Source organism: Staphylococcus sp. EG-SA-2, assembly GCF_017152085.1.
In genome coordinates, this window is sequence record NZ_JACYHC010001044.1 from 1 (window position 1) to 772 (window position 772).

The following is a 772-nucleotide window of genomic DNA, read 5'->3' on the forward strand; positions in this document are numbered from 1 at the left end:
TCTAAGGAGGATATGACAATATGAAAATTTTAGATAGAATTAATGAACTTGCAAATAAAGAAAAAGTCCAACCACTTACTGTAGCTGAAAAACAAGAACAACATGCATTGCGTCAAGACTACTTAAGTATGATCCGAGGACAAGTATTAACAACATTTTCCACAATAAAAGTGGTTGATCCAATCGGTCAGGATGTCACACCAGATAAAGTTTATGATCTTCGCCAACAATACGGTTATATTCAAAATTAATATTTGCTCACGAGGTATTGCACTTAAGGTGCCAACTGACCTCATAAACAAAGCCCATACTGATTGAAGACACTAATGTGTCCAGGCTGGGACATAAATCAATGTTCTATGCTCTACGAAGTTATATTGGCAGTAGTTGACTGAATGAAAATGCGCTTGTAACAAGCTTTTTTCAATTCTAGTCAACCTTGCCGGGGTGGGACGACGAAATAAATTTTGCGAAAATATCATTTCTGTCCCACTCCCACATTAAACTTCATCTCTGTATGGGCTTTTTATTTATTCTTTTGAGAATTTCATTTTAGCAGACTAAAAAATTAAAATGGTGTCCATCAAGATCTTTGAACATTGCACCATAAAACCCTTGGCTTACTGTTGGTTCTTGAACGACTGCGCCACCCGCTTCTTTCACTTTATTCACCAACTGGTCAACTTCTTCATTTGTGTTCACACCTAGAGAAATCATCACTTCATTTGGTTCAGTATTAAGGCTTTGCTGACTTACATTTTGAAAATGCTTG

2 protein-coding genes are annotated in these 772 nt (G+C 36.5%); one reads left to right on the top strand and one right to left on the bottom strand.

Annotated features, from left to right (window positions below):
- Positions 1–20: 20 nt before the first annotated feature.
- Positions 21–251 carry a DUF896 domain-containing protein gene (locus tag IDG60_RS17725; protein WP_000697134.1) on the top strand — a complete coding sequence of 77 codons (231 nt, stop codon included), beginning with the start codon at positions 21–23 and terminating at the stop codon, positions 249–251.
- Between the two features lie 301 nt (positions 252–552).
- Here IDG60_RS17725 and IDG60_RS17730 read toward each other — a convergent pair.
- On the bottom strand, positions 553–772 hold a 220-nt coding region (locus tag IDG60_RS17730), incomplete at its 5' end, for a VOC family protein (RefSeq protein WP_481906106.1).

What these genes read in the sequence shown, in the direction of transcription:
- IDG60_RS17725 (WP_000697134.1), top strand. Translation starts at nt 21, where the DNA reads ATGAAAATTTTAGATAGAATTAATGAACTTGCAAATAAAGAAAAAGTC.